This window comes from Anaerobacillus sp. 1_MG-2023 (genome assembly GCF_030547345.1).
Taxonomy (GTDB): domain Bacteria; phylum Bacillota; class Bacilli; order Bacillales; family Guptibacillaceae; genus Guptibacillus; species Guptibacillus hwajinpoensis_B.
The window spans coordinates 406,381-432,251 of sequence record NZ_JAUORD010000003.1 but is presented as its reverse complement, the minus strand read 5'-3'; the positions used below and the strand labels follow the sequence as shown (position 1 = coordinate 432,251).

Genomic DNA, 25,871 nt, shown 5'->3' with positions numbered 1-25,871 from the left:
TTCTGTGTTTTGTGAAAGTGCGAAATCCAGTAGTTTCTGCGAGTCGCAGCTAGACAATGAAAAGCGAAGACGAGCGGGCAGAAACGAATGGATTGGAGCTCTTGAACAGAAACACGCCTTCTGTGTTTTGTGAAAGTGCGAAATCCAGTAGTTTCTGCGAGTCGCAGCTAGACAATGAAAAGCGAAGACGAGCGGTCAGAAACGAATGGATTGGAGCTATTGAACAGAAAAAACCAGCATCCTTCTGAATGGGACGCTGGTTTTTAGTCATTTCACTCGTAGTTAATAAGTAGCAGGTTCAAAGAATTCAAGCCATTCTCCATCAGGTCCTGCGAAGAACAAATATTTTGCACCGTTTGGTAAGGTATTGATTCCTTCATCAATAAACGTTACACCAAGGTCATGGAGACGAGTGCGTTCTTGTTCAATATTTTTAACCGTAAAGGCAATGTGATGAACTTTTCCTTCTGCGGGTAAATCGGGATTATAACCTTCTATTAGCTCTACTAAAATTTGCCCGTTTAAACCAAGAAAGGCTAGCTTTTTATCACCATCAGGATGATCGAATTCATCAAGTAACTCTAATCCAATAATCCCTTGATAGAAACCTTTCGAAGCTTCAATATTTCTTACTTGTACCCCGACATGTTCCAGTTTTTGAATCCCCATAAGTCACCAGCTTTCTTTTCCTATCGTTATTCTCTGTAACTTTATCACAGTAACGTAAACAATGAAAAGCAGAAGGAACATTATTCTATTATTCTTGGGGGACAATTTGATTCAATATCTCTCCAGTAAAAAGTGCAGACTCAAGTCTCAAGGCAACTGCGGGTGGAAGAACATCTTTCATCCCTTCAAATGGAACACCAAGCCAAAGTACATTTTGATCAAGTGCTATAAATGGGAACGCCAGATCATGGTCGACATGATGAGCAATCGGGACTGACTGAACGATCTCTGGCGAAATAATGGACAGCTTACCTTTTGCTTTTTTTAATACGTTCACCCACTCGGCTGTTAATCTCGTTCCCTTAGGAATTGAAATAACAATATCTTCTGCAGTTTGAATATCTTGAAAAATCATGTCAGTATTCAGCGCGTGATGCCACTTCAATTTAGGATGCTGATGCTTTACCCACTTTCCTATATGCGTAGGAGAAATTCTCTCTTTTTTTAATAGCTGATGATCAACTAACTGTCGTAGTGTTTTTGATGGAGACATCCGTTTTTGTATATAATCAACATTGCTAATTTGTATAAATTTCCCCTTCGTTCTCGTCATTGCAACATTGATCAGTCTTTCACTATTGTGACCGCTCAATAACATGCCAGGACGTGATTCTGGTTCTCCATCTACTGTATCAAACACCATCATATCTCGCTCACTACCTTGAAAACGATGAACCGTGGCTGAAAGAATGTCTGCCTGATCAAAAGAATGTTTTAAAAGATCTTCTATTAGTAAATTCATCATCTTCGCTTGAGCGCGATAAGGGGTAACATAACCAATTGATGACATCCCCGCTTGTAACGCTTCATAAATTGCTTGAAAAGATAGAAAAAGCTGCCATAAATTCATTCGTGACTTCGATGAATGTCCCATCATACAAAAATAGCCAGTATGACTTGTGTCAATTAGAGCAGATGCCATACCTTTAAAAGGAGCTTGGTCTGATATCGGTGCTCTAAGTACTGCAGTTTTAGGATGATCTGTTACAAGCGAATGATAAATTTTATTGTTTGTAAAGTCTGAAATGACCGGGTGCATTCGTCTTTGTTCATTTAACAGAAAGAGTTGAGGATGAAGTTTACCGGTTTCCACAGTTTCAACAATTCCAGAACAGTGAAATACGTCTTCTCTTAACCATTTTGAAACGAGCGGGTGCCGTGCTGACGCTATAGGAGGTAGCTGTTTAAAATCGCCACATATAACAACGCGTTTTCCAAGTGAAGCAGCAAATGCTGCTTGGGGCACATAGGCCATACTCGCTTCATCGATGATCACTACATCTACCCTCTTCCGATAGATATTCTCATCAATAGCGGCTTTTGTTAGTGTGGTGCCTATAATCGTTGCTTCTTTTACAAACTGAGTTTCTTTCCGACGAATCTGCTCTAAAACATTTCCTAATTTTGATTCAAGCTTTAATAACTGATCAGAATCGCGTTTACTAAAGGAATTTGATAAGTCCTCCTTCAGTTTTTTTCGTTCATCAAGAATACTCTCTTTCTCGTTGGCAAGGTCTGGATGCTTCGTCATAAGCAATTGATCTGTAAAAAGCGGTAGATTTGATGAAACATCGCGCTGTTGTCCATACCGTACAATTTTTCCTTCTTCAAATTTCTCTCTATTTTCAGCGAATGAGGCTGTTTCACGCATTAATACATCAACAGCTTGATTACTATGAGATAAGATCAGGACGCTATTTCCTTTGAAAAAGTGATTCGCAGCGGCTCTTGCTAGATTATGTGTTTTCCCAGTCCCTGGAGGCCCCCACACGTACGTCACAGGGTTATATTTGGTTCGTAGAATCAGCTCATGAAGCCGGCTTTTGATCTTATCATCAGGATGCTTCACAGATGTGGGAGGATTCATTACTCGTTTAACCCTAGCTAACCTTCTTTTGCTTTTTTTTATTTCCTCAAGACGCTCATGCAGTTCATCTAGCAGTTCCCATGGGTCATGATAGAGATCTGCCTCTCCAATTCGCTCTCCAAAACCAGCTTCAAGAGCTAGAATGACATTCTTTCCTTCTGAAGACAGTACCCTTCCTTCACGCTTAATATGTTTCATCTCAAGCCGAACCTTTGATCCAGTTGGGATATGAATTGGGGTACGTGCATCAAAGTAATATCTAAAATCGTCACCTGAAGATAGCAGCCTTCCATTGACAACTCGAATTGGTCTGCTACCAAATTTTTTAAGGTGTGCAATTTCAGCGCGAAGCGCTAATTGCCATTCATCAATCAATTCTTTCATCTTACATCGCTTCCTTTTATCCGTTCCTTTTTCAATTCCCTAACTATATCACGCTAACGAAAAACTCTCTACATATGTGCTACGTTCTATGATGAGAATGAACATAGTCAAGAAAAACTTCAAGTACTTTTGTTTGAAAGGGAGAGCGCATCAAAATTGAAAACGTCCTTGAATAGGTGAAATTCGGTATTTCAAGAATTTGTAGTGTACCAAGTTCTAACTCTTTCCATATTGTCCACTTCGATAAAATACTTATACCAATTCCAGCTTCAACAGATTCTTTAATTAACTGCGTACTCCCAAAGGCTAGTTTTTGAGTAGGCTCTATATCGAGATTCTTCCACATCTTCTCTGTAGCTTCTCTCGTCCCAGACCCTTCCTCTCTCACCACCCACATCTCTTGTTCAAGAGTCTTTCCACTGTTCACTTTATGATGTGATGGTGATGCTACTATAACCATTTCATCCTCAGTGAAGCTATCCACTTGCATGTCTCTAGCTGGATAGTCACCTTCTATAATGCCAACATCAAGTTGGTGTGAGTAGACAAGGTCACCAATTTCTCTTGAATTTCCTATCGTTATAGATGGTGTAATTAATGGGTATTTTTCTCTAATAGCTGCAATCACATGTGGAAGAACATATTCACCGTATGTATAACTTGCACCAATTGTAATTTTCCCACTTGCTCGGTTTGTTAGGTCATCCAAAAGATACGTCATCTTTGAATAAAGATTTAAGAATTCTTTCGCATGGTGGTAAACAATTACTCCTGCCTTGTTCATTTCCACAGATCGGTTGTTTCTTTCTAACAGTTTAGTACCAAGCGCTTCTTCAAGGCTTTTAATATATTGACTAACCGCAGGTTGAGTCATGTGTAACTCCTCTGCCGCTCGAGAAAAATTGCGTTTTTCTACGACTGTAACAAAAACGTGTAACTGCTGATCCACGTCATCACCCCTTACTATAAGTTATTACTTATAGTACATATTCTATTTAATTATTTCACTTATAGCAATAGCTGAAGTAGACTAAAGAAAGAGAAACGGAGGGGACATGATGATTAATACTTTAAGACAACAACAAACTATACCAGAGAACATGCGATTTTTTCTCGGCATAGCATTTACCTTTTTTATTGCACTATTAGGTTATTTTCTTGCTATGGTGCCAGGTTTTAGTCTTACAGGGCAACTCGCATCAGCCATTCTGATCGCAATCGTTTATCGGCAAGTAGCCGGGTATCCCGAATGGTTAAGAAAAGGAATCACTTTTTCATCTAAAAAAATACTTAGGTTCGCCATCATTTTATATGGAATTAAACTAAATGTAAGTCTGATTCTTCAAGATGGATTACCGATATTATTATTAGGCGCGCTTATCATCGTATTTTCTATCTTATCGTCTGTTTGGCTTTCTAAAGTGATGAAAGCTAATACATCCATAACCTTTTTACTTGGTGCTGGTACAGGGATTTGTGGAGCTGCGGCTATTGCAGCAATTGCGCCGATCGTGGAATCTAAAGAAGAGGATACGGCAATTGGGGTGGGGATTATCGCTCTTTTTGGAACAGTATTTTCCATCGGATATACGATTCTTCGCCCATTCCTTCCATTAACTGAAAGTCAATATGGGGTATGGTCAGGTATTTCACTACATGAAGTTGCTCACGTTGCATTAGCAGCAGCGCCAGGAGGAGAAACAGCTCTTGCAATGGGGCTGCTTGCAAAGCTAGGAAGAGTCTTTCTTCTCGTTCCAGTTTGTTTTCTTTTAATGTACCTGATGAAACGCAAAAACGCGGGCACAAAACAAAAAGTTGCTTTTCCATGGTTTTTAATCGGGTTTATCTTAATGAGTCTCGCAGGAACTTATCTCCTAGGACCTATTATTCCCTTTTCTGAATCTGCAACAAATGTGGTAACCGAAATAACAACCTGGTGTTTAACGGCTGCTATGGTAGGCCTAGGATTAAGTGTTAGTTTGAAGGATTTGAAAGATAAAGCACTAAAGCCAATGGCCATTATTACAATTGTATCAGTGGTTCTTTCTATTTTTACATTCTTCATCGTAAAATGGTTTTACTAGGCTTCATTTGAATGGTCATCCTCTGTGGATGACCATTTTTTACGAAGGTAATCTACGTAACGAAATACAGTTCTCACAATAAGCGCATGAAGAAGAATTCCTACAATTGTAAGTAAGATAATCACAAATTTACCTACAAAAGAAGTTGGTTCTACAGAAAAACGTCCAACAAAAATGATCGAACCTAATGACCAAATCGCTGCATCTTGAAAAGAATCCACGACAGGTTCATAGAAATAGAATGGAAATGTTGAGACGATAACAAATACAAAACTAGTTAAAAACCACGTTTGAGGAGACATACCCATCGCTTTACCTAGAATGGGATTACTAAATCGCTTGGCGATTGTTTTAATTCGCCATAGTCTATAAAGTCTCGCAAGCTTAGCTCCTTGAAAGATTGAATCTAGCGGAATTAGCGCTATTAAATCAAAAGGATGCTTTTTTATATATTCCCATCGATCTTCAGATAAATAAAGAAAGACCATATAATCAATAAAAAAGACGATCCAAGTGCCGATCAGGATCGCCTGTTGAAAGGGAGATTCATACCAAATCGTTGAAACGGATAAAATCACACATACAAATAAAAGATATTGATACAATCGTTTCAACATATAATCCCCCTTCCCTTGCTACTCTTTCTTTATGATTATCTAACTTTGAAGTCGTCATAAAACAGCTTTAATCGCTGATAGATTGACTTGGAGTTATGACCGAATGGCTATTTTAAATTGCCTCGGTATTACAAATGTCTACTACTATTATACCAGTCATGTAATTGATCGGCTTTATGATTCAACAATTCTATCTTTTAAATTACGTTTTTCGATTTACGCCCTTCAATTTTGCCAGTCACTACTCCCCCATTACATGAAGGTAGAAGATAATACGATCATCAGTTCATCCTCTATCTTTTCCATTTCTTCTTCATCTAGAAACTTATTAATAATAACCGAAAAAATGAGTGGATTATTCGTTTTAACATATCCAGATAAAGAAGTAACGCCAATTAGAGAGCCAGTTTTAGCAAAAACAACGCCTTCTGCTGATGTAGCCCTTAGTCGCTCTCGCAAAGTACCTCCCACTAGCCGATCAGGGATTCCCGCTACAGGAAGTGAGTTCAAAAATGTTGAGAACCAGGGTTTGCTTTGAAGTTTGAATAAAAGCAAAGATAGCTGATTCGGCTGTATCAAATTCATTTGGGAAATACCAGAACCATCTCGTAAACACATGTTATCAGGATCTAATCCTTCTTCTCTTAAAAATGTTCTCACAACTTCGAGACCAGCTGAAAAACTTCCTTCTCCCATAACTTTCCTGCCCATTTCTTTTATAAGAACTTCTGCATGCCCATTATTACTTAGTTTCATAAATGGCAGTAGCAATTCAGAAAGAGGCATGGATTGTTTAGTTAAAAGCGTTTTGATTTCAGTTGACTTATCTTTTAAAGCTTCCGCACTTATGTAAATACCAAGTCCTTTTAAGGAATCTTTAAACAGATGTAGGGCGTAACTATCTGGGTTCCATAACGCAATCCACTTTTTTTCTGGGGAAGCATCCTTCGAAATAGCGCCGCTGATTGTAAGCGTATTCGTACCATGCTGACGAATGATATGTAATTCCCCTTCCCCGTGAGAGGGTGAAGTTGTAAGAGCGTTATTCACTAATTGTATATCGTTCGCAGTGGGAGAAATAACTATTTTAGGTGAATCGCCTTCTTCTCCTGGTGAAACCTCAACAATAATGGTTCCAGCGTCAAAATCCCGATCAGGAGAAATAGTGAGGGCAGTGATTTGAGCGCCGTAATACTCATGTTCATCACTCCAAACCATATCTTCTGATAGGTGTTGCTCGTCATACCAGGAATAATCACCTATAACATCACCTTGAATACGTTCAATCCCAAGAGCTTTCAATTCTAAAGAAAATTGATCTAAATCTTCCTTTAAAACCGTTGGGTCTCCTTTTCCCTTTAGATAAAGGTTCCCCATTAAAAGACCATCCTGTATTTCTCCATCTGTTTGTACCTCAGTGCTGAAACGATAGTCAGAACCAAGTTTCTCAAGAGCTGCCGCCGCTGTTATAAGCTTCATATTTGAAGCGGGGGTCATTCTTAAATCTCCAAAATGGTCGTAGAGAAGTTCCCCACTAAGATTACAACGGATGCTTATCCCAGCAATCGCGCCATGAAGACGTTCATCATTTACTATGCTATGTAGAGATTGAGATAATGTCTTTCCGTTATTTATTTTACCATTTCTTTTTTGGCGATATCGACTTCCTAAAAACAAACTAGAAATAACGGCTCCACAAGCTAGTTTTTTCTTTATTCCGATCTTCTTCACAACCTTTCCAATTAAAATAGAGCCGAAGCGATGAACATTTCGCACGGCTCTGATCTATGAGACTTCTTTAGTAAAAATATATTGGATTAGCATCATTTGTTTTCTTTCAACTCCTGCTGTTTGTGATTATTGATCACGTAAGATCCGTCTTCTTTAGGATTTTGTTCATCTTTAAGATCAATACCCCATGGATGCGTTAACAGCAAGCTTCCACTTAACGAAACGGTTCGACGTTCTCTCACCATACTCCCCTCCCTTCGCTTATTAATGATCTATTTCGCTATTCGAATGACTTTCTCCTTCTTTTCTGTCTAATTTAAAACTAATGAACTAGAATGCTGTAATATATAGAGGTTTTTCAGGAAAAAACACGGCTATATAAGGGCTATTTTACTGCTTTTTATCGAAATTTCGAACGATTAGAATTTGACCTTGCGCCGCCTGAACAATTCAATGAGTTAAAAAAGAACCTTCCATTAGGAAGATTCTTCGAATTTTGAAAAGGCATTGCTAGCAAGCATCGAAATCACTGCATCATCCATAGGAGGATTATGCAACCCTGCTCTTACATCCCGATAATAGCGCTGCATAGGATTATCTTTAAATAATGCTCTTGCACCTACAACTCTCATGGCCATATCGACTACGTTTGCTGCACTATTGGTTGCGACGTGTTTTACAGCCGCTAACTCAGGGCCCATTTCTTTCCTCTTATCCGGTTCTGAAACCCACCGTAATGCAACAGAATACATCATTTCTCTAGCTCTCATTAACTCTAATTCCATTTCCCCTATTTTCCTTTGTACTTCAGGGACTTCTTTAATCGGTCCCGGAAGACTGTTTGGTGAATAATGTGATGCGAAAGAGACGGCTTCATTACGAGCAGCAATCGCGACACCAAGATAGCAGGCTGGTATGTGTAAGAGCCAGGCTTTTGGCAGTTCACTTTTGGCAGAATTAGGTCCCTCAATAAGGGCATCTTGCGGTAATTCAACATTTTCTAGGACAAGATCATCACTTCTCGTACCTCTCATCGACATCGTGTCCCAATTTTCTTCAATCGTAACACCAGAAGCTGTCATATCTACAAGGAAGAAGCCTTTTTCTCCAGTCTCTCCAATTTGGGATGAGACAAGTGCATATTGAAGACCTGGCGCCATTGAAGTAAATGATTTACGACCGCTTATAATCCATTTATTCTTTTTAAGTACAGCTTTCGTTTGAGGCATCCCACCACGTGTCGGACTACCAGTTGCAGGTTCAGAAGCCGCCCGGTTAAACAAAGCATTTTCTTCAACGATGAGATGCGAAAGTCTTTCAAATACTTGATCTGTCCAAATTTGTTCTTCTCTCATTTCAAGGATGATTCCAAGATGCCATCCGATTGAAAGTGCTGTAGCAGCATCACCTGTTGCAAGTCGTTCTTGAAGCATCACGTACTCATACAAATTGATGCCCTTACCTCCAAATTTTTCTTGTACAGTTAACGAAAGATATCCTGATTCTTTCAGCTCCTCAAAATTTTCAAAAGGAAAGCGCCCCTCTTGATCAATTTGGTCTGCCCTTGTTGCAAATGAATTCGCAAGATTACTTCCCAATTCAAACAACTGCTTTTGTCGATCGTTTTTAATAAAAGAGTTATAAAGATGATTCATAAACAAACGCCAGCCTTTCCGATTAATCTGTACTTTCTATCGTACACTAGAAGGGGAATTAATCTCCAGTAAATCGATCGGAAAAAGCTTATTTTCTATTTTCGATACAAAGGATAGTTGACAGTAGTCGGCACTTCGATGACAATAAGCCTTGTTTCTGTTTCTGCTTGAATGTTCATTTCTTCTAACTCGTTTGCTTCAATAACAAAAAATTCCTTAGCTTCATAGGAAGTCTCGTTTATCCGTCCTCTTCCTTCTAAAACTAAGATGCTTACTGAACGCCCTTTCCCAATGTGTTGATTATAAATGATTGGATGGTTTATATGGATATCCCACATATGAACGTCTGTTTCGAGAGCTACAGGAGAGTCGTCTCCAAGTATTTCCTTAACACGTAATCCCTCCTGAACGTCTATCTGAAACTCTTCATGCTCAAATTGTTGGTAGGTAGGTTTCCTGCGAAGAGCTTCTCTTAAATGAGGTTCAAACCAAATTTGGAACCCTTGCATATCAGGGCCAACAAACCCCTCTTCATGGGATACACCAGAACCTGTCTGCATCACTTGTAAACCACCAGGCCCTACGATACTTCTTGTACCAAGTGAATCTCCATGCTCAGCCTTCCCACTGATCACATAAGTAATAATTTCAAAACCTTGATGAGGATGAAGCGGGATGTATCCTTCATGCTCAGACTTCGCCCATGCCCAATAAAATAAAGGACCTACTCGATTCACTTCAGAGCCTTCACCTGGAAAACCAATTGGTTTTTGTTCTGTGATTTTTCCTCTGTCAAATTGCCCTACACCTTGTTGATCTACGTTATACCGCTGAATCAACATATAAATCACCACCTTGTATTTATCTCGAATTCGAGATAATTTTATCTTGAATCCAAAGTGTTGTCAACTTTAAATAAAAGGTCTTTGTAAGAAAACTCTGGTGTAATGATTAATGTCATTTCTTTAGCATTTCGGTCGATTGCATAAATTAAGACGATTCGAAAAGAACCTCCTCCCTTTATCCAATATTTGTTCCAACCATCTTGATCGATAATGACAAATTCCTCTGGTTTTATATGAGAACTGTTTACTTTTAGTTTCGAGTAATATGGCTTAAAGTCAATTGCAGCCTCATCGAAGTTTTTTGAGTAAATTTCAAATCCAATATATTTTTTCTTTTTTTCTAATTCAGGTAAATCTTCTTGTCCTGGAATTTGATCAACTCTATTTACTTCTAGTCTAAATATTTCATTCCCATCCATATCTTTTTCAACATAAGGCTCACCTAATTTGTATCCGTTTTCATTCGAGTGTTTTTCTATTTTCTGAATTGAAACAGATTCTGTTGTTTCTGCCTCTGGATAATTGTTACGAATCATTGTAAACCAAACCCCTGTAAAAAAACCTACAATTAATACGATAATCGTTGCTCCGATAATCCACTTCCCCACTCTTTACTCCCCCCTTTTAATTGTAGACGAGGCCAAAAGGAAATGGTTGCATACAAAAACCGGCACTTTGGCCGGCTTTATTTTAGAAATCAAAGTTATCAGGATCAGGTCCCATTCGTTCATTTTGATTTAGCTCATCAAGAGCTCTAATATTATCAGTTGTTAATTCGAAATCGAAAACATCAAAATTTTGTTTAATGCGCTCTGGATTCGAAGATTTAGGAATTGTTACGACCTCATGTTCAAGATCCCAACGAATAATCACCTGAGCAGTTGATTTGCCATGTTGCTTTGCAATGCCTTTAACCACTTCATGATCCAATAATTTCCCTTGAGCAAGTGGTGACCATGCTTCCATTTGAATGGAATGTTGCTTACAATAGTCTCGAAGCTCTTGTTGATTTAAAAGTGGATGAAATTCAACTTGGTTAACCATTGGCTTAATTTCTGCATCCTTCATTAGATCTTCAAGGTGATTCGGATGGAAATTACTAACGCCAATAGCGCGAATACGACCGTCTTTATAAAGCTTCTCCATAGCTCTCCACGTTTCTTTATACTTCCCTTCTACCGGCCAATGAATTAAGTAAAGATCTAGCGTCTCAATACCAAGTTTTGAAATAGTTTCTTCAAAGGCTTTTATTGTCGATTCATAACCCTGATCATCATTCCATACTTTTGAAGTAATAAAAAGTTCTTCACGAGCGATGCCGTTCTGTTTAATCGCAGCACCAACGCCTTCCTCATTTTTATAAGCTGCTGCTGTGTCGATCGCTTTATACCCAGCATCAATGGCAGCATTAACCGCGTTTTTCACTTCTTCATTGTTTTCCATTTTCCATACGCCTAAGCCAAGTGTTGGCATTTTAATACCGTTGTGTAATGTGGTTGTTGTCCATTGTTTAGCCATTTAAGATCTCCTCCAATTTACTTTGTATCACAATCGAACTATTCCCCATTTTTTTCAATCTTACACATTTTTATGTAAATGAATGTCCGTGCTTAAACAAAATATGCGAAATAAAAAAACCATCCAAAAGGATGGCTATATTTTCGTAGGTTTTTGCTTCAATCTAGACTTCTTGTTAAATTGAGCAGTAGGAGACGTTTGAACTTTTTCCTTCTCTGCTTTAGCGTCCTGTTCGAACGCCTGCATGCCTTTTCCAAATAAAAGACTCATTGTTTTCCCTCCTTGTGTAAAGCGTTAGTTCACCATTTCCGATTTTAATTGAGCTAAAACTATAATTTACAAATTTACTCAAAAAAAAATTTATCGCTGCTCTAGAACGTTTGCAGTCTCGTTACAATGAGTCTGAACAGTCATCAACTCATCTAGAGACTGTTGAATTCGATCACGATTTTGCCCTTTTTCAACTGTCGAAAGAGCATCCTCTAAATATTTACTCGCTTCTTCAAGAGCCCTACAGCTATCTTGAACATAACCTCGTGCATTTTTCTCCATATGGCACTCCTCCTTTACATTAGTTTCTATCAAAAGGTTATTTTCATACAAAAAACCAGCCAATTTGGCTGGTTTTCATCTTATAGTTCAAATTGTTGAAAAATATTTCCTTCTAGAACTGGATATATTTCTTTCTCAGCTAGTTGATTAATAATGATTTTATTTCGATTTACAGCAAGACCGAGGTTCGTTGATCCCACACCATGAGTATGCTGCATGCCACTATGAACAAAAATATGAGAAGAAGCTTCACAAGTTAAGTTAAGTCGATAATCTTTTGAGACATGGTATCGCCCCTGCTCATCCCAATCAATGATCTCTTCTAAATCTTGAAGGCACTTAGGAATCAACGGGCGGTATCCTGTACCAGCAATAATAACTTCACTGTCCAAAAGGAAATTTTCTCCTTTTTGCCATTGTCGACATTCTACTTCATACCCTGTTCCATCTTCTTTCTCTCTAACTCCATTGATTTCAGTTAATGGCATTAGCATTACATCCATATCTTTACCTCCCACGGACTGTTCATATAGGAGGTTATAAATATCGGTAATAGTATGAGGACTAATGCCTTTATATAATAACTGCTGTCCTTTAAAGATATCATCTTTTTGCTCCTGAGGAAGATCATAGAAATAATCAACATATTCAGGAGAAAAGTGCTCTAAACTTAATCGCGTTTCTTCCATTGGGAAAAATCCTTGAGACCTTGTTACCCAATTAAGGGAATACCCGTACTCTTGTCTTTCTTTTAATAATTCACGGAAAATTTCTGCAGAACTTTGCCCGGACCCAATAACCGTAATTTTCTTGGCCTTTTCACACCGCTCTATATGATCTAGAAATGTGGAAGAATGAAAAACGTCTTCTTCAGGTAGATCCTGCAACGCCTTAGGTAATGACGGAATAGTCCCTACTCCAAGGATCATATTTTTGGCTACATATGTTTCTGTTTCACCAGTGGTAATTTTTTCAACCGTAATTTCATAATGCTCGACTGGTTTACCTATTGGAACTACAGCTAATACCTTCGAGCCGAATTGACAGCTTTCCAATTGATTGGCTGCCCACTGGCAATAATGATTGTACTCATTACGTGGCATTTCAAGACGCTGTAGAAAATAAAAATGATACAAACGATTATGATGTTTTAAATAATTTAAATAACTATACGGATTAGTTGGATCAGCCATTGTGACGAGATCCGCCATAAAAGGTACTTGGAGCCGTGTCCCTTCAATCAACATTCCCGGATGCCAATTGAATTGTTCCTTCTGCTCAAAGAAAAGTGTATCCATTTCTTTAATGGGATCCATCAAAGCAGCTAACCCTAAATTAAATGGTCCAATCCCAACACCAATTAAATCGTATACTTTCTGTTTCATCCAATCCTATCCTTTCTCTTCTTGCATCTAATATCTCCTTTTATTATACCAGAAATGCTATTATCTGTTTTTTCTAAAAAGCGAGAGATTAAAAAGCATTTTTCACATACAATTCAACACTAAAAAAACAGCCTAATTAGGCTGTTTTCAAGAAGAATGTTGAGAACGACGATATTGATACTGCTTCCATTGAAAGCGAACAAAGCAACCGATACAAAAACCAAGGATAGCAATTAGTGAAGCAAGAGCTACCATAGTGGCAGACGTGATCGCTAACCAGTTCACGTTAAGGAAATAGGCAATTAATGAAACAGACAACAACGTCACAGCTATTTTTTGATTGAATTGCTGTTGATCTTTATCTTCAGGAATATATTGATTAACAGGTTTCTTTAAGAAAAGTTTACCCGTCTTCATAACCGGATTAAAGTTCATAAGTAGCCCCATTATTCCAACAATGAGAGGAATAATAAGAAATAACCAGTGATAAAAAAAGACAAATGACGTAGCAAATATAAAAATAAACGATTGATTTAGTCTCACTAGAGGTCTAGGTATAGATGAAGGCAATTTAATACCAACCTTTCTTATAGGAATATGTTTATATTAAAGGATACTGCTTTTTAAGACTTTTGTATAGTCTAATGCTCATAAGAAAAAACCACCGACAAGTGGTTTTTAAAGTTAGCATCAAATATCAATGCCCCATATGTACGTTCAAGACTCTTTTCAGTATGGTTTGTCTTGATAAAAAAAGTTAGGAGTTACAATTTTATTTTTATATGGTTTGTGAAAAATATGCGTTGTAGCAGGCGATACAGGCGGGATGAGCCAAGTCCAATTCCCCGTTACTTCGCGTTCTGCTTTCGCTTCATTTTGTTCAAATTTGTGAAATTGTTTTGCAGCAGTATGATGATCAACGATACTAACACCTTCCTCTTGATAGGAATGCAAAACAGCACGATTTAACTCAACTAAAGCGCGATCTTTCCAAAGCGTCGCATTCGAACGAGTATCGAGATTTAAGATTTTAGCGACTTCTGGTAGAAGATTATATCGATTCTTATCTGCAAGGTTCCTAGCCCCGATTTCTGTGCCCATATACCAGCCATTGAATGGGGCTGCATTGTAATGGATCCCTCCGATTTCTAATCGCATATCTGATATGATAGGCACACCATACCACTTAACGTTTAAAGGAGAAAAATCATATTCCGGATGCTTAATTTGTACCTGGATAACTTCAGTAGTAGGGATCTCGACGACGTTTGGACTTCCAGCATCTATACAAAAAACAAGCGGTAAAACGTCGTGTTGCGTCACTTCTCCTTTCCACCCCAGTTCCATTACTTTCTTAGTAAACGATATTGAATCAGGATCACCAATGATGCCATCTTCGGTTTCATAACCTGCGTAACGTATGAGTTGATGATTCCAAATTTGCACTTTACCAGGTGCGAAAATGGTAATGGAAGGTTTAATTTTACCCCCATTTGACGCCATTCGAATATGATTTATTAATGCTTCAGATACTTCTTCTACAGTACAAGCCGATCGAGCATCTACAACCGTCATCGTATTCCAGAAAAGGCGACCGATACACTTATTGCTATTTCTCCAAGCCATTTTTGCACCTTGAACTAGCTCTTCATATGTATGAGTATAAGCTCCTGTATCGGTAATCTCTCTATTTATTTCAGTTTTTCGTTTTAATAATTCGGCTGGATATTTGTTTAATTCATAATAAGCTTGATCGACAAAGTCATATGCACTAACTAATAATTGTTCTTTTTCCATTGTCTCAACCTCCAATAGCCTGAGACGGTTGTAACACCTGATCTTAAGCTGAATATCGTTCTATTAATCCTATGAAAAGACTTCATTTTGCACAGAAATATTATATCACACCCCTTATATATAGGACGAATGGTACATATCAAATGGTCGGTTTTAAGAAGCGATATTTATTTATATTGTTCATACCTCGTTGTTTTGTTCATCCAAGTGAAACCGTACATTGTAATAGCTTTTAGGAAAGAACACGTAATTGTTTACAGAAAGAGAAATATCATGTAGGATGTAAAAATCAATTCATACTAAATACATCGGAATGAGGTGCATTTTATATGGCTATGGAACAGCCGATTCATCGTTCAAAAACGAATTTACAATTACCGTTTTTAAAAGCGCCACAAAAACCTGTGTTAACAGGTGGCTTTATCATTATTGGTTTACTAGCACTAATTCTGTGGCTGGATCAAGGCATTCAACAATTTGTGCTGTTTGGTTTAGGCCTATCACTTGGGTACTGTCTCTTACATGCAAGATTTGGATTCACTTCCGCCTTCAGACAACTTCTAAGTGTAGGCAATGGGACAGCTATTCAATCACACATGCTTATGTTAGCTGTAGCTAGTACGTTGTTTGCGCCAATACTCGCAAATGGTTTTGGTTTATTTGATACAAATCCAACAGGATATGTTTTTCCAGTGGGAACTAGTGTTGTAGTAGGATCTTTTCTATTTGGTATAGGCATGCAACTTGGTGGAGGATGTGCTTCTGGGACACTCTATACAGTTGGATGGGGAAAATCTGAAATGCTGCTAACGTTATTTGGTTTCATTGTTGGATCTGTCATTGGTGCCTGGCACTTTGATTTCTGGGTAAATCAGATGCCATCCTTTGAGGCAATCTCGTTAGCAGAAGACACAGGCTTAGGATATTTTGGTGCTTGGATTTCCCAACTATTTTTATTTGCTATCATATTCATTGTTGTAAGAAGCATTGCAAAGAAACGAAAGCCCCCTAAGATGAAACCTTTGCCGACATCAACTGGATGGAAACGGATTTTCCGCGGCTCATGGCCGATTTGGACAGCTGCCATTGCCCTCGGTATCCTAAATGCATTAACACTTATCTCGCGTGGAAATCCTTGGGGGATTACATCAGCTTTTGCTCTATGGGGATCTAAGATTGCGCTGTTTCTTGGCATAGATGTCACGAAATGGGGTTATTGGTCTGGAGGAAAAGCTGCTGCTCTTGAACAATCGATTCTTACAGATTCAACTAGCGTCATGAACTTCGGTGTCATTTTAGGTGCTTTTGTTGCAGCAGGTGCTGGGGGCGCATTCGTTATGAGAAGAGTTCCACTGAAATTAGCTGCTGCTTCTATTATCGGCGGGTTATTAATGGGCTACGGTGCTCGTCTTGCCTACGGCTGTAACATAGGGGCGTACTTTGGCGGGATTGCATCCTTTAGCCTTCATGGCTGGGTATGGATGATTGTAGCTCTTGCAGGTTCATATGTTGCGCTTTATTTAAGACCACTATTCGGTTTGAAAAACCCTAAAAAAGACGATCAATTTTGCTAACATAACTGGGCACTTGATATTATCTAGTGTCCTTCATAAAGGTGAAAAATCATTTCGTACAATAAAAAGACCAGATCATTCATGATCTGGTCTAAACAATATGGAATACTAGATTTCCTCAAAATACTCTTTATAAAATCCGCCGACTTTTCCACTATTATCAACTACAAATAAAAACTCTTCTGTTTCATTCTTAACTTCATATGTTTTACCTTCTGTTAATACGCGATTGACCATATACTTCTTTGCATCTGTATGTACACATTTCACATTTTTAATAGTAGGTGCTTCTTTCCATGAATGATGAATCATCTTGTTTCACTCCCTTTCGACTTTCTTTTTATTTTACATGACAGAACCAATAAGATAAAGGAAGATCATCTATTCCTTTTTAAAACAAGTAAATCGTAACATCAGCCACTGTCTTGATGTAAAAAGAACCTGAATCGATGAGATTCAGGTTCTTTCTTACATTACCCTTCTAGAAGTAGCTGTTCTGGATCTTCAAGAAGGTCTTTAATTTTAGCAAGGAAGCTAACCGCTTCTCCTCCATCAACAATACGATGATCGTATGAGAGAGCGATGTACATCATCGGACGGTTTTCCATTCTTTCCTGATCAATTGCCATAGGACGCCATTGAATTTTGTGCATTCCTAGAATACCAACTTGAGGAGCGTTCAATATCGGTGTCGAAAGCATAGATCCGAAAATCCCACCATTTGTAATAGTGAATGAACCACCCTGAAGTTCATCGAGCTTCAATTTATTATCACGCGCTTTTTTTGCAAGGTTACCAATTTCCTGTTCGATTCCAGCAAAAGATAGCTTATCTGCATCACGAACGACAGGAACGACAAGTCCTTCTTCTGCTCCAACCGCAATACCGATATCATAAAATTTCTTCAAGAGAATATCAGTATCTTGAATTTCTGCATTTAGACGTGGATATTTTTTCAGTGCGCCAACAACGGCTTTCGTGAAAAATGACATAAATCCGAGCTTTACATCATTATCTTCTAGGAACTTGTCTTTGCGACGCTTACGAAGTTCCATAATTGCTGTCATATCAACTTCATTAAACGTTGTTAACATAGCTGCTGTATGCTGTACTTCCACAAGACGCTTAGCAATCGTTTGACGACGACGTGACATCTTCACACGCTCTACAGGCTTGCCTTCATTTGCATCAGGAGATTTCTTTTCTTGTTTCGGAGTCTCCTGTTTCTTTCCTTGCTTAGGTGCTTCTTTCTGGTTCGCTTTATCTGCATGTGCCTTGACATCGTCTGGGCGAACACGTCCTAATGGATCGCGTGTTTCAACATTGTTTAAATCAACACCTAGTTCACGCGCAAGCTTACGCGCAGAAGGTGAAGCAACAGTGCGACCATTCTCAGATTTTTCTTCATTTGATTCAGTTGCATGTGCTTTAGATTCTTGCTCTGATTTCGCTTCCTCAGGTGTTTCTTTTTCTTCCTGTTTTGCTTCCGCTTTTTCAGTGGATTTCTCTTCTTTTGTTTCAGAAGAACTATTTTCTCCACTTCCGCTGCCAAGATAAGCAATAATTTCGCCTACTTCAACATTATCTCCTGGCTCTTTAAGAAGTTCTTCAATCACGCCATCATTTTCTGCACTCACTTCAATGTTTACTTTATCTGTTTCAAGCTCAACAAGGTTGTCACCTTTTTCAACTTTGTCGCCTACTTTGATTAACCATTGAGAAATGGTACCTTCTGTAATGGATTCTGCTAGTTCTGGGACTTTAACTTCAATCACGACGATTACCTCCTTGATGGGAAACAGTTTTGGATGGTTCTAATACTTCTTGAATAATTCTTTCTTGGTCTTTCTTATGCACGTTAGGTTCTCCGCCTGCAGGACTTGAACGATCAGGTCTTCCTACATAATTAACGGAAACTCCATCAGGTGCTGTATCGTGAATTCGAGATGCAATATAATTCCATGCTCCCATATTCTTTGGTTCTTCTTGTAACCAAATGATTTCTTTCACATTTGAATACCGTTCAAAAATCTTCTTCACTTCATCCTCTGGGAATGGATATAGTTGCTCCACTCTCAACACATGTAGCCAGTCATACTTTTCATTAGATGACTCAATTTCAGCTGCAAGGTCAACAGCTACTTTACCAGTACATAAAACAATACGTTCGACTTTCGTCTTCTTCTCACCAAGACCCGCTTGTTCAACAACGCTTAGGAACTGACCTTGACTAAATTCAAAGCCAGGTGATGATGTACGTTGATTACGAAGTAGGCTCTTAGGTGTCATAATAACTAGCGGACGAACTTCTTGTTTCTCTAGTATCGCAGCTTGTCTTCGTAATATGTGGAAGTATTGTGCTGCACTAGTAAGATTGGCAACTGTCCAGTTGTTTTCCGCCGCTAAAGTAAGGAAGCGTTCGACTCTACCACTTGAATGCTCAGGTCCTTGACCTTCATAACCATGAGGAAGTAGAAGAACCATTCCTGATTTTTGTCCCCACTTAGCTCTTCCAGCAGAAACAAATTGGTCAAATATAACTTGAGCAGCATTAGCAAAGTCACCATATTGTGCTTCCCAAATAACGAGTGTTTCTGGTGCGAACACATTATATCCATATTCAAACCCAACGACTGACGCTTCAGAAAGTGGACTATTATGAATCGCAAAGGAAGACTCTGCCTGCGGTATTTCGTGTAGCGGACAGAACGTCTCCCCAGTTTCTTTATCATGAAGAACGAGATGACGTTGCGCGAATGTACCACGCTGTGAGTCCTGACCTGTAATACGAATTGGAGTTCCATCACCAAGGATAGAAGCAAAAGCTAGGGTTTCACCAAGGGCCCAATCCACTTTTCCGCCCTCTTCCAACATATCAAGTCTTCTTTTTAAAATTCGCTCAAGCTTTGGATATACATTAAATCCATCAGGACGAATTAGAAGCTTCTCATTAATATCTTTCAATGTTTCAAGTGGAACAGAAGTATCAATAGTTGGTATTCCTTTGACGATTTCTTTAGGCGGCTGCAATTCTTTTACATCTGTATCAGCTTCTCCACCCTTAGCCATCTTATTGTATTGCTCTTGTAGCTGCGCAAGAATTTCCTCATCATATTTCTCGCCATCACCACTCTCGATGACTTTCTGCTCAGTAAGATACTTCGCATAGCTCGCTCGAACAGTAGGATGGTTTTTAATCTTTTCATATAAATGAGGCTGCGTTACAGCCGGATCATCCATTTCATTGTGGCCAAATCGACGATAGCCGATGAGATCAATTAGAAAGTCTTTATTAAACTTCATGCGGTATTCGTATGCAAGGTGCATAGCAGCGAGACACGCCTCTGGGTCATCCGCATTAACGTGAACAATTGGAATCTCGTATCCCTTAGCAAGATCACTTGCGTACTTTGTAGAGCGAGAATCTGTGCTTTCAGTCGTAAATCCAAGCTGGTTGTTAGCTATGATATGAATTGTTCCACCAGTATGATAGCCTTTCAGCTGACTTAAGTTTAGCGTCTCAGCAACCACTCCCTCACCCGGGAAGGCCGCATCGCCATGGATTAAGATAGCAAAAGATTTACGGAAGTCCTGCTTTGGCTCACCTTTTTCTTCACGTGTTTCTTGAGCAGCTCGAGCATAACCTTCTACAACAGGATCGACGAATTCAAGATGACTCGGGTTGTTTGCTAGTGTTACCGTTGCTTTAGCAGTATCAGACTCTTCAAATTTCCGGTCTGCCCCCATGTGATATTTAACGTCACCAGTCCAACCGTAGTTAATTCCCATTGAACCTTCTGAAGGAACGAGTTCCTTATTTGGTGCATGGTGAAATTCGGAGAATATTTTCTCGTAAGGCTTGTTTAATACGTGTGTTAGAACGTTCAAACGACCTCGGTGCGCCATACCAATCATAACGTTCTTTGCACCATCACTTGTCCCACACTTAATAACATCGTCAAGCATCGGCACCATAGCATCAACGCCTTCGATTGAAAAGCGTTTTTGACCAACAAATGTTTTATGAAGGAATTTCTCGAACCCTTCTACTTCCGTTAATCTGCGTAGGAGCTCCTTACGATCATCATTCGTAAGTGTACGACTTACAGTGTCGTTTTCTACCATTTCATCTAGCCATTTCCGCTCATCGTCTGAATGAACATGAGTGAACTCATAAGACATGGATTTAGTATAAAGATCTTGCAATTTTTGAATCGCTTGCAATCCATTGCTTACTTCATTAGGAGCATTTTCCCAAATCACTTGTGCAGGAATCGCTTTCAGGTCTTCATCGGAAAGACCATATTTCTGTGGTGTCATGAAATCCTGATCAGATTTTTCATTAGAGAGTGGGTTAATCGCCGCCGCTAAATGGCCATATGTACGAATATTGTCGGCTAATTTAACAGCTGAAATAACCTTTTTGAGATTAGCTGGCTGACCTGAAGTTTCAACAACTTCTTGTGAAGATGGTGGGGGGCCCCACTGGTCAAATTTTTGACGCATGTCTGGATCAACAGATTCAGGATCCTCTTGATATTTTTCATATAATTCAATGGCATAGCCAAGGTTTGGTCCATAAAATTCTTGCCATGGGTGTTCCACTCTGGACTGTTTGGTATTCAAAGCATGCTACCTCCCTGCTGGGTTTAAACTCAATTAGTGCAATGGACTTATTGCACACCACTTTAAGCATGGTTTCTTACTTGTTCTTTACACTCATTTTGCGATTTGAAACATTCAATTAAAAAAACGCTTACATTGGTATTTTAGCATAATTTTAGACTGCTCACAAAACTTTCAAGCAAATTCTCGAAAATAATTTCAACAAACAATGATAAAAGTCGAAAAATTTTTCGAATATTAACACAGTGCAATACTAAATTACCACAAAGTGTTACCATAGTGAATAGCTAATATCGATTTTCTACCAATGAATATTTACATCGATTAATTTCTTTAGTGGTATACGAACGAAATGCGATTCATTTTAGTTGAATCATCCTATAGGATTCGTTAAATATTCGTTGGATTTGGAAAAGCAAAGTGTTACTTACTTAACAAATATTAGCTTTACATAAACAAAGCCGACCTGAAAGGCCGGCTTTGTTTATGTTGAATTAAGGTGTTAAGATTAGTTTTCCTTTCGTTTGACGCCCTTGAAGCATACGATGAACGTCAGCTGCTTCTTCTAAATTAAATACACCACCAATTGTTAATTTCAATTCTCCACTTTGCATATATTGTAACAATTCTTCGAGACTCTTCTGATAAAGAACTGGTTTACGCATCATTTGTGGCAGGAAAAAACCAACCACTGATTGATTTTTCTCCATTAGAGAGGATGGATAGAAGCGGCTTTGTTCTCCGCTCGCCACGCCATAAATAACGAGGCGTCCAAATGGAGCAAGACACTTCAACGATTTTCTAAAAACGTCTCCGCCAGCCATTTCCAGAATAACGTCCACTCCATTACCATTTGTTGCATCTAAGACTTCTTGCTCCCATCCTTCTTTCGTATAATCCACAGTGAGATCTGCACCCATATCAGCAGCAAGGTTTCTTTTTTCTTCACTACTCGCTGTTCCAATAACCGTTTTAGCTCCCCATAATCTTGCGAGTTGAACGGCTATCGTTCCAACGCCACCAGCAGCCGCATGAATTAAGACAGTTTCCCCATTTTCAAATCGTCCCATAGTTTTGAGTGTATGATAAGCACTCAATCCCTGTAGCGGTAACGCAACAGCATATTGAGGTTCAACACCTTCAGGAATGGCAATCAACCCTCTTTCATCAGCTAGGGTGAATTCTGCATAACCCGTCGCATTTTTCGTGCCTAGTAACGTCACAACAGATGATCCTGGTTTTAAGGAAGTCACCTTCTCTCCAACAGCTTTCACTATACCTGCTACTTCGGAGCCAGGGACGTAAGGGAGCGGAGTTTCAACAACATATTGACCTTCTCTTCTCGCTGTATCAGCATAATTAACCCCAATAGCTTGAATTTCAATTAATACTTCATGACCTTTTGGTTCCGGAACATCCATGTCAATGAGTTGTAAAACTTCGGGTCCACCAAATTCCTTCAGTTGGATCGCTTTCATTGCAATTCCTCCTTTTTAACTAACCAGTCAGTATATAACACTTTCACTATAATATAAAATATTCAAATATTCAATCTTTTTAACCGAAACCACTTCCCCCGCAAATTAAAAGTGCGCCATCGGCGCACTTTTATAAATGTAGGAGACCTTCAATTACGGTTTGAACTAGTAAATCGACATCCTTTTCTTTGATCGTTAGTGGAGGAGCCATCGTTAAAACATTGTTATAACCTGCTACCGTGTCACCATTTTTCCCTATAATTACACCTTGTGATTTGCAATAGGCGATTACTTTATTTAGCTCACTGACTGATAAGGGCTTCTTAGTGCTCTTGTCTTCGACGAGCTCGATGCCAACCAATAATCCTTTCCCTCGAACATCACCAACATTTGGGTGAGTGGCTAAGCGCTCTGTTAACTGCTTCTTTAGCTTATCACCTAATCTAAGTGACCGATCAAAAAGCTGCTCCTGCTCCATTATTTCTAAATTCTTTAGGGCAAGTGCACATGAGGCTGGGTTGCCGCCGAATGTATTGATATGTCTGAAATGATCATAAGAATCTTTTCCCTTAAATGCTTCGTAGACCTCTTCTTTAACAGCTGTTGCGGATAATGGGAGGTAACCACTTGTTAAACCTTTTGCCATTGTTACTATATCTGGCTTCACATCATAATTCATAAAGCCAAATGCTTTTCCTGTTCTTCCGAAGCCACAAATCACTTCATCACAAATTAACAGAGCGCCGTGCTTTTCACATATTTCTTTCACGGCCTTCATGTACTCTTGTTGAGGCATAATAATACCCCCACCAGTGATGATCGGTTCCATAATCATAGCGGCGACTGTTTGGCTAAGTTCCCATGTCATAATGTCATCAACAGCTTTAACTGCCGATGATTGCCCTTCTTGGTTTTGCTGATCTCTGTAATTGTCAGGTGGCTGTACATGTAAAAAACCCTGACCAAGTGGTTCATATTTGTATTTCCGTTGTGCCTGACCTGTTGCAGCTAATGAACCCATTGTATTACCGTGATACCCTCTATAGCGGGAAACAATTTTATGTCTACTTCCTTCTCCCTTTTGCTCATGGTATTGCCTCGCAATTTTGAAAGCTGTTTCGTTTGCTTCAGACCCGCTATTAGAGAAAAAGATAACGTATCCTCCACCAAGCATCTCATTTAGCTTTTCTGCTAATTTAATAGCCGGGGCGTGTGTATGCGTTAACGGATAATAAGATAACTGTTTAAGCTGATCGAAAGCTGCCTGAGCCAGTTCCTCTCGACCGTATCCAACATTGACACACCAGAGCCCAGCCATAGCATCGAGAAATTGGTTTCCTTCGTAATCAGTTAACCAAGCACCATTTGCTTTTTCAATCACCATAGTAGACTTTGGATCATATGGACGCATCGCATGCCAGACGTATTTCTCATCTTTTCCTGCAAGATTCTCGCGAGCAGTATGCATACTCTTCACTCCCCTCTAGTAGTCAAAGCGAGTTGTAATCATTTTTCTTCTTGTATAGAAATTCACACCGTCTTTTCCATTTGCATGAAGATCTCCATAGAAAGAATCCTTCCATCCCGAAAAAGGGAAAAATGCCATAGGTGCTGGAACACCTACATTTACGCCAAGCATGCCAGCATCGGCTTCTTCACGGAATTTCCTAATCGCCCCTGCATCTTTCGTATAAATTGTTGCCCCGTTTCCATACCGAGATTTGCGAAGAATTCCAAGCGCTCCATCAATCCCATCAGCATGTAATAAACTAAGAACAGGTGCAAAAATCTCTTCTTTTGCAATCGTCATCTCTGGTGTCACTTCATCAAATATTGTAGGTCCAATAAAATTCCCCTGCTCATGCTCTTTCATGTCACTGCGTCCATCACGAATTAACGCTGCTCCTTCTTCTAAACCTTTATCGATGTATCCAAGAACTTTTTCACGATGTGATGCTCGAATGACTGGCGTTAGCAAAACCTCTTCATCTAATCCATTCCCCATCTTCAATTCATTTGCTTTGTCTTTTAAAGCAGAAATAAACGCTTCACCGTCCCCAACAATAACCACGGCACTACAAGCCATACAACGCTGACCTGCACTACCAAATGTCGAACTAATGACTTGTTGAACAGCCTTCTCGATATCTGCATCAGGCATCACAATATGATGATTTTTGGCACCAGATAGCGCCTGCACTCTTTTACCTCGTGATGCCGCTTGTTCATAGACATATTTAGCAACGGGCTGAGAGCCTACGAATGAGACTGCTTTTACTTCTTCATGTTCTATCAATCCATTTACAACGTCATGAGCACCGTGCACAATATTAAATACACCTTTTGGTAAACCAGCTTCTGTTAACAGTTCCGCCATACGGTTAGCAAGAATGGGCGTACGTTCAGAAGGCTTCAAAACAAACGTATTCCCACAGGCAATGGCAAGAGGAAACATCCAATGAGGTACCATCATTGGAAAGTTAAATGGAGTAATTCCCCCAACAACACCCACAGGATAGCGGAACATCTCTGAATCTATACTTTCAGCGATCGTAGACAGATTGTCTCCCATCATTAAAGAAGGTGCTCCAGTCGCAAACTCCACACATTCAATACCACGAAGCACTTCTCCATATGCTTCTTTATAACTCTTTCCATTTTCTTTAACAACGAGCTCAGCTAGTTCCTCGTGGTTTTTCACTAGAAGGGAATGATACTTAAACATTACTCGTGCCCTTTTTGGAACAGGAACTTTGCTCCATGTCTCAAATGCAGTGGTCGCAGCATTAACAGCAAGATCAACATCTTCTTTTGACGATAGTGGCACATATGCGAGGTTCTCTTCTGTTGCAGGATTTGGGACCTCAAGCGTATCTTTACTTTTGGCGTTTACCCATTCCCCGTTAACAAAGTTTTTTAATACGGCCGTTTCCTTCTTTACAACTGTCATTACATGCCCTCCTTTGATTCGTTCATATCTTTATTGTAGGGGATGTAATAGCACTCATACATTAGACAAAACGTAACAT

Annotated in this window: 23 protein-coding genes; 2 read left to right on the top strand and 21 right to left on the bottom strand. The window is 39.2% G+C overall.

The features are described 5' to 3' along the window. Positions 1-282: 282 nt before the first annotated feature. From Q4550_RS08530 to Q4550_RS08520, 3 genes are all read right to left on the bottom strand, one after another. Positions 283-669 carry a VOC family protein gene (locus Q4550_RS08530; RefSeq protein WP_303531731.1) on the bottom strand — a complete coding sequence of 129 codons (387 nt, stop codon included), beginning with the start codon at positions 667-669 and terminating at the stop codon, positions 283-285. Between the two features lie 88 nt (positions 670-757). Further along, positions 758-2,980 (bottom strand): DEAD/DEAH box helicase, encoded by a 2,223-nt coding sequence (locus tag Q4550_RS08525; RefSeq protein WP_303531729.1) that lies wholly within the window; start codon positions 2,978-2,980, stop codon positions 758-760. A 79-nt stretch (positions 2,981-3,059) separates the two neighbouring features. Continuing rightward, entirely contained in the window at positions 3,060-3,929 is an 870-nt protein-coding gene (locus tag Q4550_RS08520) for a LysR substrate-binding domain-containing protein (protein WP_303531726.1), read from the bottom strand. 106 nt (positions 3,930-4,035) lie between these two features. On the opposite strand from Q4550_RS08520, the gene Q4550_RS08515 reads away from it, so the two are divergent. Continuing rightward, positions 4,036-5,064, top strand: a complete 1,029-nt coding sequence (locus Q4550_RS08515; RefSeq protein ID WP_483298558.1) for a YeiH family protein — start codon at positions 4,036-4,038, stop codon at positions 5,062-5,064. Here Q4550_RS08515 and Q4550_RS08510 read toward each other — a convergent pair. From Q4550_RS08510 to Q4550_RS08455, 12 genes are all read right to left on the bottom strand, one after another. Beyond that, complete coding sequence (locus Q4550_RS08510; protein ID WP_194221674.1) at positions 5,061-5,681, bottom strand: hypothetical protein; 621 nt, start codon at positions 5,679-5,681, stop codon at positions 5,061-5,063. The two genes, Q4550_RS08515 and Q4550_RS08510, sit on opposite strands and share 4 nt — an antisense overlap. 252 nt (positions 5,682-5,933) lie before the next feature. Beyond that, the gene (gene dacB, locus Q4550_RS08505; protein ID WP_303531720.1) at positions 5,934-7,457 is read right to left on the bottom strand and encodes a D-alanyl-D-alanine carboxypeptidase/D-alanyl-D-alanine endopeptidase; all 1,524 of its coding nucleotides are present in this window, start codon (positions 7,455-7,457) and stop codon (positions 5,934-5,936) included. 47 nt (positions 7,458-7,504) lie between these two features. Next, entirely contained in the window at positions 7,505-7,654 is a 150-nt protein-coding gene (locus tag Q4550_RS08500; RefSeq protein WP_194221673.1) for a hypothetical protein, read from the bottom strand. A 234-nt stretch (positions 7,655-7,888) separates the two neighbouring features. Next, on the bottom strand, positions 7,889-9,067 hold the full coding sequence (locus Q4550_RS08495) for an acyl-CoA dehydrogenase family protein (protein WP_303531717.1): 1,179 nt from the start codon (positions 9,065-9,067) through the stop codon (positions 7,889-7,891). 95 nt (positions 9,068-9,162) lie between these two features. After that, positions 9,163-9,909 (bottom strand): pirin family protein, encoded by a 747-nt coding sequence (locus tag Q4550_RS08490; protein ID WP_303531716.1) that lies wholly within the window; start codon positions 9,907-9,909, stop codon positions 9,163-9,165. Positions 9,910-9,950: 41 nt separating this feature from the next. Further along, complete coding sequence (locus Q4550_RS08485; protein WP_303531713.1) at positions 9,951-10,520, bottom strand: hypothetical protein; 570 nt, start codon at positions 10,518-10,520, stop codon at positions 9,951-9,953. Positions 10,521-10,602: 82 nt separating this feature from the next. Then, on the bottom strand, positions 10,603-11,430 hold the full coding sequence (locus Q4550_RS08480; RefSeq protein WP_303531710.1) for an aldo/keto reductase: 828 nt from the start codon (positions 11,428-11,430) through the stop codon (positions 10,603-10,605). 135 nt (positions 11,431-11,565) lie between these two features. Then, positions 11,566-11,700: a hypothetical protein gene (locus Q4550_RS08475; RefSeq protein WP_255622435.1), complete on the bottom strand. Its 135-nt coding sequence runs from the start codon at positions 11,698-11,700 to the stop codon at positions 11,566-11,568. Positions 11,701-11,790: 90 nt separating this feature from the next. Next, positions 11,791-11,982 carry a hypothetical protein gene (locus tag Q4550_RS08470; protein ID WP_226613113.1) on the bottom strand — a complete coding sequence of 64 codons (192 nt, stop codon included), beginning with the start codon at positions 11,980-11,982 and terminating at the stop codon, positions 11,791-11,793. A gap of 80 nt (positions 11,983-12,062) precedes the next feature. Then, entirely contained in the window at positions 12,063-13,367 is a 1,305-nt protein-coding gene (locus tag Q4550_RS08465; protein WP_303531704.1) for a lysine N(6)-hydroxylase/L-ornithine N(5)-oxygenase family protein, read from the bottom strand. 147 nt (positions 13,368-13,514) lie between these two features. Beyond that, positions 13,515-13,937: a DUF4395 domain-containing protein gene (locus tag Q4550_RS08460; protein ID WP_306558401.1), complete on the bottom strand. Its 423-nt coding sequence runs from the start codon at positions 13,935-13,937 to the stop codon at positions 13,515-13,517. A 159-nt stretch (positions 13,938-14,096) separates the two neighbouring features. After that, on the bottom strand, positions 14,097-15,164 hold the full coding sequence (locus Q4550_RS08455; RefSeq protein ID WP_303531701.1) for a nitric oxide synthase oxygenase: 1,068 nt from the start codon (positions 15,162-15,164) through the stop codon (positions 14,097-14,099). Between the two features lie 335 nt (positions 15,165-15,499). On the opposite strand from Q4550_RS08455, the gene Q4550_RS08450 reads away from it, so the two are divergent. After that, the gene (locus Q4550_RS08450) at positions 15,500-16,738 is read left to right on the top strand and encodes a YeeE/YedE family protein (protein ID WP_303531769.1); all 1,239 of its coding nucleotides are present in this window, start codon (positions 15,500-15,502) and stop codon (positions 16,736-16,738) included. Between the two features lie 108 nt (positions 16,739-16,846). Here the strand turns inward: Q4550_RS08450 and Q4550_RS08445 are convergent, their stop codons facing one another. The 6 genes from Q4550_RS08445 to Q4550_RS08420 form a co-directional block, all read right to left on the bottom strand. After that, positions 16,847-17,050, bottom strand: coding sequence for a DUF6501 family protein (locus tag Q4550_RS08445; RefSeq protein WP_194221665.1), 204 nt, complete (start codon positions 17,048-17,050; stop codon positions 16,847-16,849). Positions 17,051-17,211: 161 nt separating this feature from the next. Then, a complete protein-coding gene (gene odhB, locus Q4550_RS08440) occupies positions 17,212-18,513 on the bottom strand; it encodes a 2-oxoglutarate dehydrogenase complex dihydrolipoyllysine-residue succinyltransferase (RefSeq protein ID WP_303531699.1) in 1,302 nt (433 codons plus the stop codon). Further along, a complete protein-coding gene (locus Q4550_RS08435; RefSeq protein WP_303531697.1) occupies positions 18,506-21,364 on the bottom strand; it encodes a 2-oxoglutarate dehydrogenase E1 component in 2,859 nt (952 codons plus the stop codon). The genes odhB and Q4550_RS08435 overlap by 8 nt, the downstream gene beginning before the upstream one ends. A gap of 494 nt (positions 21,365-21,858) precedes the next feature. Further along, the gene (locus Q4550_RS08430) at positions 21,859-22,842 is read right to left on the bottom strand and encodes a quinone oxidoreductase family protein (protein ID WP_303531694.1); all 984 of its coding nucleotides are present in this window, start codon (positions 22,840-22,842) and stop codon (positions 21,859-21,861) included. Between the two features lie 130 nt (positions 22,843-22,972). Then, entirely contained in the window at positions 22,973-24,310 is a 1,338-nt protein-coding gene (locus tag Q4550_RS08425) for an aspartate aminotransferase family protein (protein ID WP_303531691.1), read from the bottom strand. 15 nt (positions 24,311-24,325) lie between these two features. Next, positions 24,326-25,792, bottom strand: coding sequence for a CoA-acylating methylmalonate-semialdehyde dehydrogenase (locus Q4550_RS08420; protein WP_303531688.1), 1,467 nt, complete (start codon positions 25,790-25,792; stop codon positions 24,326-24,328). Positions 25,793-25,871: the final 79 nt, after the last annotated feature.